12 protein-coding genes, 1 pseudogene and 1 riboswitch are annotated in these 13,862 nt (G+C 39.3%); of the genes and pseudogenes, 11 read left to right on the top strand and 2 right to left on the bottom strand.

Features of this window, described 5'->3' with window-relative positions:
- Positions 1–132 precede the first annotated feature (132 nt).
- A riboswitch (cyclic di-GMP riboswitch) is annotated at positions 133–231 on the top strand.
- Positions 232–319: 88 nt separating this feature from the next.
- On the top strand, positions 320–2,551 hold the full coding sequence (locus tag N483_RS17510; protein WP_023400145.1) for a DUF4955 domain-containing protein: 2,232 nt from the start codon (positions 320–322) through the stop codon (positions 2,549–2,551).
- Between the two features lie 130 nt (positions 2,552–2,681).
- Positions 2,682–2,852 (top strand): hypothetical protein, encoded by a 171-nt coding sequence (locus N483_RS27060; protein ID WP_023400144.1) that lies wholly within the window; start codon positions 2,682–2,684, stop codon positions 2,850–2,852.
- Between the two features lie 148 nt (positions 2,853–3,000).
- Here the strand turns inward: N483_RS27060 and N483_RS17505 are convergent.
- Positions 3,001–3,971 (bottom strand): annotated as a pseudogene (locus tag N483_RS17505) (integron integrase).
- Between the two features lie 679 nt (positions 3,972–4,650).
- Here N483_RS17505 and N483_RS17500 point away from each other — a divergent pair.
- The 8 genes from N483_RS17500 (at position 4,651) to N483_RS17465 (ending at position 11,757) form a co-directional block, all read left to right on the top strand.
- A complete protein-coding gene (locus N483_RS17500; protein ID WP_023400141.1) occupies positions 4,651–5,694 on the top strand; it encodes a lysozyme inhibitor LprI family protein in 1,044 nt (347 codons plus the stop codon).
- A gap of 158 nt (positions 5,695–5,852) precedes the next feature.
- A complete protein-coding gene (locus N483_RS17495; RefSeq protein WP_231105474.1) occupies positions 5,853–6,665 on the top strand; it encodes a C12orf4 family protein in 813 nt (270 codons plus the stop codon).
- Between the two features lie 139 nt (positions 6,666–6,804).
- A complete protein-coding gene (locus N483_RS17490) occupies positions 6,805–7,125 on the top strand; it encodes a hypothetical protein (protein ID WP_052027395.1) in 321 nt (106 codons plus the stop codon).
- A gap of 100 nt (positions 7,126–7,225) precedes the next feature.
- Complete coding sequence (locus N483_RS17485) at positions 7,226–8,218, top strand: transposase (protein WP_023400138.1); 993 nt, start codon at positions 7,226–7,228, stop codon at positions 8,216–8,218.
- A gap of 385 nt (positions 8,219–8,603) precedes the next feature.
- Positions 8,604–9,440 (top strand): hypothetical protein, encoded by an 837-nt coding sequence (locus tag N483_RS17480; protein ID WP_023400137.1) that lies wholly within the window; start codon positions 8,604–8,606, stop codon positions 9,438–9,440.
- 109 nt (positions 9,441–9,549) lie between these two features.
- The gene (locus tag N483_RS27300) at positions 9,550–9,897 is read left to right on the top strand and encodes a zinc ribbon domain-containing protein (RefSeq protein WP_023400136.1); all 348 of its coding nucleotides are present in this window, start codon (positions 9,550–9,552) and stop codon (positions 9,895–9,897) included.
- A gap of 158 nt (positions 9,898–10,055) precedes the next feature.
- Positions 10,056–11,210 carry a DUF262 domain-containing protein gene (locus N483_RS17470; RefSeq protein ID WP_023400135.1) on the top strand — a complete coding sequence of 385 codons (1,155 nt, stop codon included), beginning with the start codon at positions 10,056–10,058 and terminating at the stop codon, positions 11,208–11,210.
- A gap of 4 nt (positions 11,211–11,214) precedes the next feature.
- Positions 11,215–11,757, top strand: a complete 543-nt coding sequence (locus N483_RS17465) for a HEPN domain-containing protein (protein ID WP_023400134.1) — start codon at positions 11,215–11,217, stop codon at positions 11,755–11,757.
- Positions 11,758–12,163: 406 nt separating this feature from the next.
- On the opposite strand, the gene N483_RS17460 is transcribed toward N483_RS17465, so the two are convergent.
- The gene (locus N483_RS17460) at positions 12,164–13,318 is read right to left on the bottom strand and encodes an IS110 family transposase (RefSeq protein WP_023400133.1); all 1,155 of its coding nucleotides are present in this window, start codon (positions 13,316–13,318) and stop codon (positions 12,164–12,166) included.
- Positions 13,319–13,429: 111 nt separating this feature from the next.
- Between N483_RS17460 and N483_RS17455 the strand changes: the two genes are divergently transcribed.
- Positions 13,430–13,792, top strand: coding sequence for a hypothetical protein (locus N483_RS17455; protein ID WP_023400132.1), 363 nt, complete (start codon positions 13,430–13,432; stop codon positions 13,790–13,792).
- The last annotated feature ends 70 nt before the right edge of the window (positions 13,793–13,862 follow it).

Below are 13,862 nucleotides of genomic sequence, written 5' to 3'. Positions count from 1 at the left end.
GAATATTTTATCTGTAGTAAAACTTTAATAAATTATAATTCCTGATTGAACAACAGATTAGGATTTTAGCTCTAATTTGTATTTGACCTATTTGGAACCTTCCTATAAATTCCTCCTGAATTTTATACAAACTGTAGTTACTGGCAAACTAGATGAAAGTCTAGGACGCAAAGCTTCCGGTCTAAAGGCACTGTTTCTATAAGCAGAGCACATGATAGCGGGGTTGCTTCATAGTTAGGAATACTATGAATATTCATTAGGGATGTGACTGCCAGATCTACTCAATACCACTACACACTGTAGTTATTTGAGGTTAGAGATGAAACACTTTTCCAATAAGCCCCTATTGTTAGCACTATGTGCTGCAACAAGCTGGCTACCATTTCAAAGTTATGCAAACGATTTCTGGCATAGCTATTTAGACTCGAGATCAACTCAGTCAGATCTAAGAGATCCACACAGTCAAGTGGCAGATGATCAGATCATTGCTAATTTCTCTTACGCTGGATATCAATTTTCGAATCAGTCAATTCCCCAAGTGAATGAACTGGGCTACCGTGTTTTTGACGTCACAGGTTTTGGTGCCGATATCGCGCCTGGTCGTTCAGATAAGCAAGCTGTTCGTGATGCAATTGCCGCCGCTGAGCAGCATATTGATCAAGGCGGTATAGGTGCCGTCATTTATTTCCCCAATGGGACTTACGACCTCAACACTCTGTCCGACGTTGATGGTATTGATAAGTCCGATACTGCTAATGGCCGAATAAGTCGCGCAAGCGCAACCATTAAAGTATCTCGCGGAAATATGGTATTACGTGGTGAGAGCAAGCAAAGTATTTTAAAAATGGACCAGCATTTAGATTTGATATATCCAAACAAAATGTGGACAAGTCCATACTTACTCGAAATTGGTTACAACTATTCAAATCGTGATCCTAAAGTAAAAGGTGTACGTGAAGCTGTGACATCACCCAGTGGTGAGCGTTTTATTACCGATGTTATTTCTAGTCACCCGAGACAGTCTACACGCTCTGTGCAGGTTCGTGATGCATCTTTACTTAAGGTTGGCCAGTGGATTCAGCTGTCTCGATTCGATCCTCGTCCTGAAACAATTGCAAAAGCACTCTCCCCCTACAAGCTAGACGGCAACTGGGGCATGATCAAAAAAGGTCTTCGCTCACAAGAGTATCATCAAATAACAGCCTTAGAAGGTGATGTGGTCACGTTTGCGGCGGTGATCCACCATGATGTTACCAGCGATGGCTACTGGGGATTGAAAAAAGCGCCACTATTACAAAATATTGGTGTTGAAAACCTAACAATTCAAGGTAATTGGCAAGAAGCGTTCAAACACCATAAAAGCGGCGTACATGACGGTGGCTGGAGTGCTATCCGCTTCTCAAGAGTCGCCAATGCATGGTTAAGAAACGTTGAGTTCATCGACTTGAACCAAGGTGTATCTGTAGTAAATAGTGCTGCGATGACCATAAAAGACGTCGCATTTACCGGTAACCCGGGCCACATCAGTTTAGATATCAATGCCTCAACGCATGTGCTAGCACAAAATATTGATGATCAAGCTGAGCATTGGCATGCCGCTGGTTTTTCACACAAAGCGGCTGGCAATGTGATTTCAGGCTCTACCCATTCATCAAAACGATTTCATAACTTGCATGCAAATATGCCGTACAGCAATTTGATAGAAAACAGCAAAGGCGGCTGGAATTATGGGTATATGGGCGGTTCAGTCGGCGCACAGCCTAACCACCTCAAGCATTTAGTATTTTGGAATGTGACCAATACAGCACAAAATGAAGCGATTGATAAATGGGCATTTATGCGCCATGACAGCAAATACGGTCGGGTAATTATGCCCTATGTGATCGGCTTAAAAGGTGCTGGATTTAATGGTTTTGAAAGCCAGCAAAGGTATGACGTAAGTCTTGCTGACATGCCACAGGCCTATGTGCAACAGCAAACAGATATTGAAAGCTTGTATGCAAGTCAGTTGCAGCAACGTCGCTGTGCGAAAAAAGTAATCAGTGAAGGCCTAATTGGTGCATGGTCACTTCAAGGTAGCGTGTGTGACCTGTCTGGTCACGGCCAAGACGGCAAGATTTTTAGTGAATACCAAGGCACATTTAATGGTGTTGATCAGCGTGTTGAGCTTGGTGATATTGACCAATTCAGCAAAATTGAACTGGAGTTTAAATATCAAGACTTCAGCACGACCAAAACAGGTTTCATGTTATCTAAAGGTAATTACGGTACACAAAACGCTTATTACATTCAGGTCAACAAAAAAGGTGTGATCAGTGCGCGTGTTAATGGCAAAGGGGTCAATGCGGGTAACTTTGCTGATGGCAAGTGGCACAAACTGGAAATGCAGCTAGATGGTAATACTTTATCTTTAAGCATTGATGGTCAGTCTATGGGCAGCAAAAGCATTGTGCTACCAAACCAAAATGATGTGCCATTGAGCATAGGTTCTACGCCAAAGAACACATACCCGTTTAAAGGGCAAGTAAGAAACGTACGCGTATATCGTTAATTTTAAGGATGTTTATCTATCTACACAGATAATCTGCGTACAGATAATCTGTGTTCAGATGATAGACATCTCATTTAGAGATTTATTGGTCAGCAAAGATGGCTGACAAGGTAGTAGTAAGGTATTTAACATGACAACAATCCCTCCCTATAAAAAATATGCACTTGTTGCACTGGCACTGGTTTTTGGTTGGTTCTCAAGCTTTATGATCAATGGGATCGAAGTGAACGAGACATCTATGTATTGCTTGAAGCTAAAAGATCAAGCAAATATGGATCTGTGCAGTAAAGACGTACTGTAATTTAATTTGTGTGATGGTGAGTCGAAAAAGGCTCACCATTGTGTGTTGAGGTGAATGAGCTTGTTTAATTTGAATTAGACTCAACTTGGCTGTCGGTTCTGTGCCAGAAACGGACCATCAGCATAACTAGTTTCTGCCCTAAAACAAGCTAGAAAATTTTGCTCAAAGGGCTAATAACACCGTTTGCGCCTTGCTGTAAAACATGAGTATATATTTGCGTTGTCTTCACATCGGAATGACCAAGTTGAGCTTGCACGGTTCTGATATCTGCACCACTTTGTAGTAAATGAGTAGCAAATGAATGCCTAAAGGTGTGGGGTGTTATAAGTTTATTTATATTAGTTTGTTTTAGCGCCTTTTTTACAGCTTTTCTAACACAAGTAGGGTGAAAATGATGACGACGTATCTCACCTGTTTTCGGGTCACCACTTAATTTATAGGAGGGAAACAAATATTGCCACATGAGAGATTTTTTTGCTGACGGATATTTGCGAGCTAATGCATTAGCATTGAGACTCCAGCGTATTTTTCGTTTTGTAAATCTAATTTCAAATATTCTTCAACTTGCATAATTTGATTCCTAAGTAATGGGATCAACTCAGTTGCAAGTGTTACAATTCGATGCTTGTTGCCTTTTCCATTCCAGACCTGAATACATTTATAATCAAAATCAATGTCTTTTACTCGCAACTGAGTCGCTTCCATCACTCTTAAACCACTGCCATACATTAACCCCGTGATTAAGTAATATCGCTTGGAAAGATGACTCATCAATTGCTTTACTTCATCAGGTGTCATCACTACAGGCAGCTTTGGTTGTCGATTACTTCGTGCAAAATTCAAGTTTAACGAAAGCTCATTTTTGACAATATGTTTATATAAAAAAGCTAGCGCATTTAAAGCTGCACTTTGTGTTCTAGGTGACATATTACGTTTTAATACAATATGGTCTAAAAAAGCTTCGACTTCTGCATCCCCCATCGAACTTGGATGACGCTTATTGTGAAAGTGAATGAAATTTGCAATCCAACTTAAATAAGCATTAATTGTTCTTAATGAATACTGACGAGTGAGCATATAGTCTGCGATATCGTTTAAATAAGGAGAGCGAGTTTTCATTTTCATCCTCTTGAATTGGTGCTGTATGTATATACAGTGTTAATTCCATCGCTCGTATAGTCAAGAAAACGACCAAATCGCTTGTTTTTATCCTAAGATAAAGGCGAGAACTCCTAAGTTTTAATAACACTGGCAATTAGTTAACAAATTTGTTAAAAACAACCTAATCAGAAAAATGAGCTATGCTGTTGTAGAAAAACGCGCGATTAGCTCGCTATAAACATGTTATGTATCGAGGAACACACGGCCCCAATTGGGGCATCGGGAGGATGGCTTGTCGGATAAAGAGTAACTAGCTTCTGGCCGTGTGTACTGGTGGCTGGTTTTCGATAAGTTGTTTTCTGTCATATGCCTCTCCTTATGGAGATAAATATGGCTAACGATAGAAAGAAGAGAAAGACGTATGATTTGAATATTGTTCTGACTGCAATATCAATTTTTATAACTCTTGTAGGAATTGTAATTACAGTCATTAGCATGATGTAAAAATCAATAAAAGTAAGCCTTAACTCAGCTTGCTTGGAGTCTTTGAGTTCGCCCAGTCAGTTATGGCTGGGTGTTTATACATAACAAGCGCATGTTGTCGGACTGGTTTTCCGCTGCGCTCCAAACCAGCCGCAAATGCGGGCGTTATGCAGTTTGGTAGATCATGCCATGAAAATAAATTTTAGGATTTCCCATGAAAGGAATATGTAGTCTTTGTTACCTAAGTGCAATCTCTTTAGTTGCGGTCAGTCTCAATGTGAATTCTGCAAGCTTTGATTGCGGGAAAGCCCGAACTCACGCAGAGAAGATGATCTGTTCAGAAGACAATATCTCTAGGCTCGACCGAGATTTAAGCAGCGCCTATAAAGCTGCAAATAAGCTTTCTTCAACCTCGCTTAAGCAAGGGCAACGTGATTGGCTTAAAAACACAAGAAATAAATGTAAAACAACCTCGTGCCTAGAGAAGGTATATAAGGAAAGAGTTTCCATGCTTGATTTTATCAGTGCTGGAGATGATATTTATAAGTCAGCTGAAAAACTAAAAAATTCTTTAGGCTATAGTCTGGGTGAAGAACTTCTTCTAAGAGCTGCAGAAAAAAATGATAAAAGAGCTCTATATGGACTTGCGTTACTATTCCACAAAAAAAGAAATGACATAATTCCAGTCCTTAAAGAAGAAGCATCCAAAGGTGACATGGATGCGGTTTTTTTACTGGCTAATAAGTATGCTATCGGCAAAAACGATAAAGTATATTTCGCAGCAGAAAATGGAAGTGCTAAAGCTGTTAAGTGGTTAATCGACACACACTATTATAGTGTGGATGATGATTTTAAATTAGATAAGAAGCCTAGCTTAGCATATAAATATTACCTTCTAGGTAAGAAGGCTAACCCAGATTTAACATTTTACGGTGAATCTGAAATAGTTAAAGAGCTCGCTATGTGCTCTGAGGCCGGAGACCTTGATACAACATCGTTCTTAGAGTCGAGAAAACTTACTCGGGAAGACAGCCCTTGGAAACAAGCACGACTGATATCAAAAAAATCACACAATCCTCGATTAGTGTTGCAACTAGCATGTATAGGTGGCGATATTCCTTTTGAAAGAAGACAAGCTGTCACCGAGAGTTATCGAGCGTTTAAAAACAATAAGGGCTTTAAATTTGATGGCTGCACATATGCACAAGGTAGTTATTCCATGGGACTTTGCGCTGGCAACTCATCTAAAACATACTAATAAAATAAGAGGTTGCGCATAACAAAGCGCGGCAACAGGACGCAAAAAGCTACGTTTGTTTTGTGTTATTCCGCTGCGCTCTATTCTAACACAAAACAAACTACGCCTTTTGCGCCGGTGCGCGCGGCGTTAGGGTATTAAGGATAGGCATGGAGCCGATGAATATTATCGAAATAGATTTTGATAAAAAATTAGAAATCAAAATAAACAATGAACGCCCAGTAAACTTAACTGATCTTACAGTTTCTTTGTTGGATCTTAGCTCTCAGTTTCAACGGTTCGTAGAGAGAGAATCATCAGATGATTATGACATATCAAGTGAACTCCTAATAAAAGAAGTTCGCTCAGGCTCAATAATCGTTGAATTAGTTACAAAGGCAGCTCCTCTTGTACCTCTGCTTTGGCAAGGTGGTTCTCTTTATCAATGGGTTACTACTTCATCTAGTATCATAGATTGGTTTTTGGGTAAGGCTAAAAACCCTCCTCTGGATCTAACTAAGAAAGACCTACAGCAATGGAAAAACATAATTGAACCAGTCGCAAAAGATTCTGGCTCTCAATTGGTTATTTCTGCAAGTGACAATGCGACTGTAATAAATCAATTAATTGTAAGCTCTGAACAAGCTAATGCTGCTCAGAATTTTATTAATCGAAGAATTGCCAACATGGATGAGCCTGCCGATCATATTCACTCTAAAAAAGTACTTGTTTGGTATCAAACAAAGTTTGATGCCAATTCTGAAACTGGTGATAAAGCTATTGTTGAGGATATAAGAAAAAATCCAACCAAAGTAATATTTGAAAATAATGCAGTTAAGGAAGCTATGCTTCATGGGCATAATAATTTTAACAAACAGTGGCACGAATTAGCGTATGTAGTAGACCTTGAGGTACAAACAATAAATGGGGTTCCCAAGCTTTATAAAATTCTTAGGTATTACGAAGATTACACTTTTGATCCCGAGGAATAATACCCTAACAAGCTGTTTAAAAAGGACAAAATACAGTTGGCTTTTGCTCCTTCGTCGCTTATTCTAGCCAACTATATTTTGCCCATTAACAGGGCGTTATATTTTACGAGATCCAGCAATGAAGCTAATCGGAAGCAAAATGGAATTAGAATTTCGTGAAGAGTTAATTGCTTCACGAGATAGCTTCCAGTCGGACTCAAGCCTCAAACAAGCGCTAGAGTCCAACGGGCATCCCACAGTCAACGCCTTCGTTTTGCACTACACCCCGGATCAAACCGAAGACATATACCTTGTTCTTATCAATGGCTCCTATATCATCAGTGTTGAGCTAGAACGCTATGACCAATCTGCAGCGCCTACTCTTGAACGAATTGAGCTTAAAGAATATAAGCATCGACTAAGTCGCCATAATCAAGTCCGGCTCCTAGTCGCTCAAGAGCTTCTAGCGGGGCAAACATAACAATCCAATAGAAACCAAATGGGACAGGCACAAATTCTTTGCATAAATAGCGTTGCTTGACTACTGTTTAAATATCCAGTTAAAGTTAAGTTGAATAGGAATGACAAGAGCACGGAAAGCACTGATAGATTTGTCGTCGACGTCTTATTACCACTTGATAGCACGGTGTGTACGCCGTGCTTTTTTGTGTGGAGAAGATAAGTACACAGGTAAAAACTTTGACCATAGACGAACATGGTTAGTAGAGAGAATGAAACTGCTAAGCAGTGTATTTGCCATTGATATTGCGGCTTATGCCATCATGAGTAATCACTATCATTTGGTTGTTAAAGTGAATAGACAGCAAGCATTTAGTTGGTCAGATAATGAGGTGATAGCTAGGTGGTATAAGTTGTACAAGGGGAGTCTTATCATAGATAAGCAACTAAACGGTGATACCCTTAGTGAGGCGGAGCAACTACTTGCATCTGAGTTAGTTGAAAAGTGGCGAGCTAGGTTGTATGACATCAGCTGGTTTATGAAAAACCTCAACGAGTACATTGCAAGAGAAGCAAACAAGGAAGATAGCTGCACTGGCAAATATTGGGAAGGAAGATACAAATCACAAGCCTTGCTAGATGAGACGGCATTGCTAAGTTGTATGGCTTACGTAGATTTAAATCCAGTCCGAGCCAACATGGCAAATAATCTAGAGGATAGTGATTTTACATCGATTCAAGAGCGCATCGAGCACTTTAAAAACACCAAATCAAACGCAAAAAAAATCGAATCAAAACAACAATACAGGACACCAAACCAACCTAAATCACTAAAACCGTTTGGCGTAAGAGAGCATGAAAACGCTTTACCTTTCTCGCTTTTGGATTACCTTGAACTAGTTGACTGGACGGGTCGCCATGTTCATCCCAAAAAGAGGGGATACATATCAAATAGTATGCCTAGTATTCTAGTCTCACTGAGGATTGAAAAAGCGACTTGGCTGAATAGGGTACAAAGCTTTAGAAGTTACTACGGTAACTTTGCAGGTTCGCAAACTACGTTAAGAATACATGCCGCTAAAAATGATGTGAATTGGTATAAGGGGGTTGGTTAGTAAAAAATTTTTTTAGCCTTGCTTATCAACCTAAACTTTCCTTGTTTAATAAAATGAAAATATTCCTAAGTTAAATTTATTTCTACCATAAGGCGGATTTTAATCACGTTGCTCAGAAAAACCTTAGGCTTAGAATACATTTCAGCAATTCGATTCTAACTTTTAAAAAAATTGCCTGTCCTATTTGTTACTCGTATAGTCAAGAAAACGACCAAATCGCTTGTTTTTATCCTAAGATAAAGGCGAGAACTCCTAAGTTTTAATAACACTGGCAATTAGTTAACAAATTTGTTAAAAACAACCTAATCAGAAAAACGAGCTATGCAGTTGTAGGAAAACGCGCGATTAGCTCGCTATAAACATGTTAGGCATTCACGGAGGATTCATGTCTGAAGATTCAAATGAAAATCCCAAAGAAAATAAAGATCTATTAGATGAAGCTTTTGAGTCTGGAAGTGGATCAAAGGTAGCGCGTTTTGCTCTTTCTGTTTTAGGTGGTCTTGTGCCCTTTGCGGGAGGAGCAATTGGTGGTGCGGCTGGAGCTTGGTCGGAAAGCGAATCAGAGAAATTCAAAAACCTACTGCATGCATGGCTCAAAATGCAGCAAGAAGAAGTAGAGGAAATTGGACAAACTCTCTTTGAAGTTATGGAGCGACTAGACCAATCTGACGAAAAAATTAGAGAAAGAATTGAAAGCAAAGAATATTTGTCACTGGTAAAGAAGTGCTTTAGAGATTGGGCAGCCGCCGAAAGCGAAGAAAAACGAGTCCTAATTAGAAATCTATTGGCAAATTCTGCTTCATGTAAATTAACAAGTGACGGAGTAGTTCGACTATTTATTGAATGGATAGAGAACTTTAGTGAAGCACATTTTGCTGTAATCAGGGAAGTTTTCACACATCAAAATATTACTCGCTACGGTATGTGGCGCAACATTCATGGTGAAAGTGTCAGGGAAGATTCAGCTGAAGCCGATTTATTTAAATTGATAATTCATGATTTGAGTATTGGTCATGTTATTCGACAATATCGACCTGTTGACTATCATGGGAATTTTATAAAACAACCGGCTCAAAAACGTCAAAAGGGATACTCATCAAACACGATGAAATCAGCTTTTGACAATGAAAAACAATATGTTTTAACTGAACTTGGTAAACAATTTGTTCATTACACAATGAATGAAATTGTTGGAAAGCTAAATTACCAAGAGAATGCCTAACAAGTTACTCAAAAGGACGCAAAACGCTTGGCTTGCGCTCCTTCGTCGCTAATTTTAGCCAAGCATTTCTCGCCTCTTAGTAAGGCGTTATAGCGCTTGGGAGTTTACAGTGCAGAACGAATGGGAGTGCATAGCATGTGGCTCTAAAAATAAGGGTGCAGAGCAGGTATGTAGTAACTGTGGTGTAGCTAATGAAAAGCTTTCTTCTGAGCGCAAAGCAGCAGGTGTATTGAATAAGATGGGAAGTAAAAGTAAGTTTAAGTTTGAGTGTGTTAAATGCCAACATACGGAATTTGAGGTGGGTGAACTCCGAGGTAAAGGAGGGTTGTTTTCTTCAATTTTCCAATTCAACAATAAGCGCTTTTACCATATTAGCTGCAAGTCTTGTGGTTACAGCGAGTTCTATAAACGTGACTTAAGCAGCAGAGAAAAGGCCATAGACCTATTCACAGGATAGCGCGCCATAACAAAGCAAATTAAAAAGAGCGGACAAAAATCAGCTGGCTTTGTTCGTTCCTCACAAGTTTAGCCAACTAATTTTTGCCGTTTATTTGCGGCGTTAGATTTTCAAAGGGCTCATCTTAGGAATCAATATTTAAATTTAAGGAATTAAAAATGGTACAAGAAGAAGTGTTAGATATAGAAAGGGAAGAAGAAGATTATCCTTTAAATGAATACCAACTAACAACCACACCAAATGATTTTAATATTTTGACTATCGTAAGTTTCATAGAGTCTAAAGTATTCAAGATCCCATCTTTTCAAAGGCATTACGTATGGGATTTAAAAAGAGCATCTAAGCTAATAGAGTCACTACTAATTGGATTGCCAATACCCCAAATGTTTCTATATGAAAGTGGGAGAAACGAATTTTTGGTTATTGATGGTCAGCAACGTCTTATGACAATTTATTATTTCCAAAAAGGTAGGTTTCCTCGAAAGGAAAAGAGAGCTGAACTAAGAGAAATCTTCGATTTGCATGGCTACATCCCTGATGATGTTATGGCGGATGATACACTTTTCCAAAAGTTCAACTTGAAATTAGATGGAATAGTTGAAGGCAGTGAAAACCGCTTCAATGGCAAAAACTATCAAACACTAGATGAATTTAAAACTACTTTAGACTTGGCAACGATAAGAAACATGGTTGTCAAACCAGTATCCGGAGACGATGAAAGTGGCGCAATGTTCGAAATTTTCAATCGACTAAATAGTGGAGGTATTAATTTGGGGCCTCAAGAAATTAGAATGAGCTTGTATCATTCCGAGTTCTTAAGAGCATTATTAGAGATGAATAAAGATGAACGCTGGAGAACGCTATTAGGAAAAGAAAATCCAGATATTCGCCTTAATGATGTCGAGGCTATATTGAGAGTGTTTGCGATGGCTTCATTTCTAGAAAATTACAAGGCAACTGTAAATGGATTTATAAATAAATTTGCAAACCACGCCAAAAGTTTTACAGAAGAAGATATTATTTATTTTAAAGCGCTTTGGGATGAATTTTTATCTGCATGTTCTGAGCTAGAACCGTCAGACTTTAGAATCAACTCAAATCGTTTCAGTATTATGATATTTGAATCTATTTTCTTTGCATCAGTAAAAGATGCTATTGAAGGTAGACATACGGGTGCAAGAGCCCTTTCTAAAACTTATATCGACACCCTGAAAGCTGATGAAGATTTTCAAAAATACACATACGGAAAAACAACTTTAAAAGATAACGTGGTAGGTAGATTAAATCGAGCTAAAGATATTTTAATTGGGTGATATTATGCAAGATCAGGATGATGCGTTACTTGCTGTGGAGCAACTATTCAATGACTATAAAGAAAACTATAGCACTCTTATAGAGAGCAATGAAATTAGCTTTGCAACAGATTATAAAAATCAATTTGCTAAGGTTATTTTATTAGCTTGCGCTAGTTACTTTGAAACCAAAGTTGTTAACGCGGTTATTGAATCTCTAAATACGAAAGATTGCTCGTTAACTTACAACTTTGTTTCACGTAAAGCTCTTAAAAGACAGTATCACACTTTATTTAGTTGGGATTCGTCAAATGCAAATACGTTTTTCTCTTTTTTTGGAGAAGATTTTAAAAAATTTATGGTTCAAAGAGTTAAAGAAGACGAAAACCTTAGAAGTTCAATAAAAGATTTTTTGTTGCTTGGTTCGCTCCGAAACCAACTTGTTCACGATAATTATGCGATGTTTTCTTTGGATTTAACCGTAGAAGATATGTGGGCGAAGTTTAAAAATGCACAAGAATTTGTTTTTAATATCAAAAGTATGACAAGTGAATTTAAGTGTGCGTAATCAAAATCTAACAAGTCAATCCAAAGGACAAAAAACAGTTGGTTTTGCGCCTGCGCCGCTAATTTTAACCAACTGATTTTTGCCTCTGATTGAGGCGTTGGTATGACTCCCACTGTCAAGTTAAACACACTGTTCCTTGCCTAACTTTTCAAGCCATATATTCTCACACTCGAATTAGAGCGAGTTAATACATAAAATGAAGCAAGTAATGTCGTCGGTTATCATGCTGATATTCGTAGATTACTTATTTTCATAAGCAGAGCTGACCTTACTTAGTTCGTCGTGGCACCTGTCTTCAGTCTATGTTCGTGGGTCAATACAGGGTGAGCTGTACTGCCATCCTAACGCCGTCGGTGGTAGTGCCACAGCCGATGCTTGATCCTATGCATTAACTCTAATTCGTTTTTCATGCCGGTATTCTTGCCAATCTGAGTTTTGGGTCGACCTGAGAGAGCACCACTTCTTTAGCAATCGCCCAGATATAGGCAATCATTTCACGCGCAATAGCAGTGATAACCAGGTTGTAATGCTTACCTTTATTGATGAGCTTTTGGTATCGGCGGCATAACCTCACCTGCGCTTTCCAGGCGATGGCGATGATATGCTTTGGTAAACCTTCTTGTCGTTTTTGTAACTCAGTGGATATATTGGCGGCATAGCGATAAGTATGTGCACCTTCAATCAACAGCCGCCTTACTCGGCCATTCCCACACTTTGTGATGGCCCCGATATGACGTTTACCTCCACTTGAGTGTTCACTGGGGACAAGACCAAGGTAACTCATAAGCTTGCGGGGATGGTCAAAACGGGTTAAATCGCCAAGCTCGGCGACGACACCTGCTGCGACTAATAGTCGCACTCCGCGCATGGCCTGGATAGCTTTTACAACCGGGTAATAGCGCCATTGATAGACATGGTGTGTCAGCTCATTATCAAGCCGTTGAAGTCTAGCAATACGCTCATTAATGGCTTGAAGGCATTCTTGCAATACAATTTGTTGTGCGGGGTGTGGTAAGACTAACTCGGTTAACCAGCGTAGATGTTTAAGAGACCAATTAGCGGTACCTGCGTAGTTGATATTATTTCTAAGTAGCAAGGCCTTTAATTGGTATTTAGCGTCTTTTAAGTCTTTCATAGCGACTTCACGTGCTCGAGATAAGTCGCGAACGGCTTCATCTTCAGGCTCAGGCACATAAATGGGTGTGAGGTCTTCAGATTTGAGTAACTTAGCGAGTTTTAAAGCATCACGTTTATCAGTTTTAACACGTTCACCGGGCTTTTTAGGGATAAGTGAAGGTGCGACAACATAACAACAATGACCTAAGGACGTTAAAAGTCGGTAAATCCAATATCCACAAGGCCCTGCTTCGTAGACAAAATGAAGCGTCGCATAGGGATATTTAGATTGAAATTGTCTGGCCAATTTTATGATTGCCTGTTTAGCGCTTGAAACACGGCCATGGTGAACCGGATTTGAACCGCGATGTTCTTCTATGTATGCGACCTCAACAAATTCTTTATGCGTATCTAAGCCAATAAAAAGTATGTTATGTTTAGTCATGCTAGCCTCTGCTATTTAGTTGATGACAAACTAAGTATGGCTCTGGCTTATAGCTAACCCACGAAAATGCGGAGGCTAGCACCGTGTGGGAGTCATTATGTCTAGGTATACATGGAATTTCTGCACAAATTTGCATGTTTTGATTGTCGAGTGGCATTCAAAAGGCGTGCGACCGAAGAGTCAAATACGGGTACTGCTTGGCAAGCGGAATCAGAACTCGAGCATAATTGCCCTAATTGTGGTCGCAAGATGGCTTTTTTAGGTCGCAATTTTCGTGCACCAAAACAATCGAGTAAAAATAAGTGGCAATCGGCAATGTTACTTTGGGAGGCTGGCTTTAGGTACTGTGGCAGTGGCTATCATTCAGATCCTGCTCTTCCTGAAAGCAAAGTTGAAACAATTGACTTCATTAAAAATAATCCTAGCCACACTCAAAAAATTGCTAGTAGTAACTGTTGGGAAACGTATACCTAACAAGTTACTCAAAAGGACGCAAAACGCTTGGCTTGCGCTCCTTCGTCGCTAATTTTAGCCAAGCATTTAT

Origin of the sequence: Pseudoalteromonas luteoviolacea NCIMB 1944 (genome assembly GCF_001625565.1) — a bacterium.
In the GTDB taxonomy this organism is placed as follows: Bacteria; Pseudomonadota; Gammaproteobacteria; order Enterobacterales; family Alteromonadaceae; genus Pseudoalteromonas; species Pseudoalteromonas luteoviolacea_F.
Note: the sequence above shows the minus strand (reverse complement) of the source record. Positions and strands in the feature narration are given on the sequence as shown.

Excerpts from the sequence above, each read along its gene's own strand:
- N483_RS17480 (WP_023400137.1), top strand. The coding sequence starts at position 8,604 with ATGTCTGAAGATTCAAATGAAAATCCCAAAGAAAATAAAGATCTATTA.
- N483_RS17470 (WP_023400135.1), top strand. The coding sequence starts at position 10,056 with ATGGTACAAGAAGAAGTGTTAGATATAGAAAGGGAAGAAGAAGATTAT.
- N483_RS17465 (WP_023400134.1), top strand. The coding sequence starts at position 11,215 with ATGCAAGATCAGGATGATGCGTTACTTGCTGTGGAGCAACTATTCAAT.
- N483_RS17460 (WP_023400133.1), bottom strand. The coding sequence starts at position 13,318 with ATGACTAAACATAACATACTTTTTATTGGCTTAGATACGCATAAAGAA.
- N483_RS17500 (WP_023400141.1), top strand. The coding sequence starts at position 4,651 with ATGAAAGGAATATGTAGTCTTTGTTACCTAAGTGCAATCTCTTTAGTT.
- N483_RS27060 (WP_023400144.1), top strand. The coding sequence starts at position 2,682 with ATGACAACAATCCCTCCCTATAAAAAATATGCACTTGTTGCACTGGCA.
- N483_RS17510 (WP_023400145.1), top strand. The coding sequence starts at position 320 with ATGAAACACTTTTCCAATAAGCCCCTATTGTTAGCACTATGTGCTGCA.
- N483_RS17485 (WP_023400138.1), top strand. The coding sequence starts at position 7,226 with ATGACAAGAGCACGGAAAGCACTGATAGATTTGTCGTCGACGTCTTAT.
- N483_RS17490 (WP_052027395.1), top strand. The coding sequence starts at position 6,805 with ATGGAATTAGAATTTCGTGAAGAGTTAATTGCTTCACGAGATAGCTTC.
- N483_RS17455 (WP_023400132.1), top strand. The coding sequence starts at position 13,430 with ATGGAATTTCTGCACAAATTTGCATGTTTTGATTGTCGAGTGGCATTC.
- N483_RS17495 (WP_231105474.1), top strand. The coding sequence starts at position 5,853 with ATGAATATTATCGAAATAGATTTTGATAAAAAATTAGAAATCAAAATA.